The organism is Rahnella sp. PAMC25617, from assembly GCF_050606005.1.
GTDB classification, from domain to species: domain Bacteria; phylum Pseudomonadota; class Gammaproteobacteria; order Enterobacterales; family Enterobacteriaceae; genus Rahnella; species Rahnella variigena.
Genome location: NZ_JBOCUM010000072.1, coordinates 1 through 209, shown reverse-complemented (window position 1 = coordinate 209; position 209 = coordinate 1). Strand labels below are relative to the sequence as shown.

At 37.3% G+C, this 209-nt stretch carries 1 protein-coding gene; it reads left to right on the top strand.

The genetic code is table 11. From position 1 onward, the window contains the following. On the top strand, positions 1 to 209 hold a 209-nt coding region (locus ACM615_RS23955), incomplete at both ends, for an HlyD family efflux transporter periplasmic adaptor subunit (RefSeq protein WP_431012636.1).

Sequence of the window (209 nt, the reverse complement as noted above, 5' to 3'; positions counted from 1 at the left end):
TCATTAAAGCACCTTTTTCAGGAACTATTGATAATATCATCACAGAACAAGGAAGTGTTGTTGCTGCAGGACAAACCCAATTGATGCAGATTGTAAATTTGGACGATATGTATATTGAAGCTGAAGTTCCAGAACGTTATGTCAATGCGGTTACAAAAGGCAAAGCTGTTGAAGTCAATTTTCCCGTACTCGGAAAAACAATTACCTCT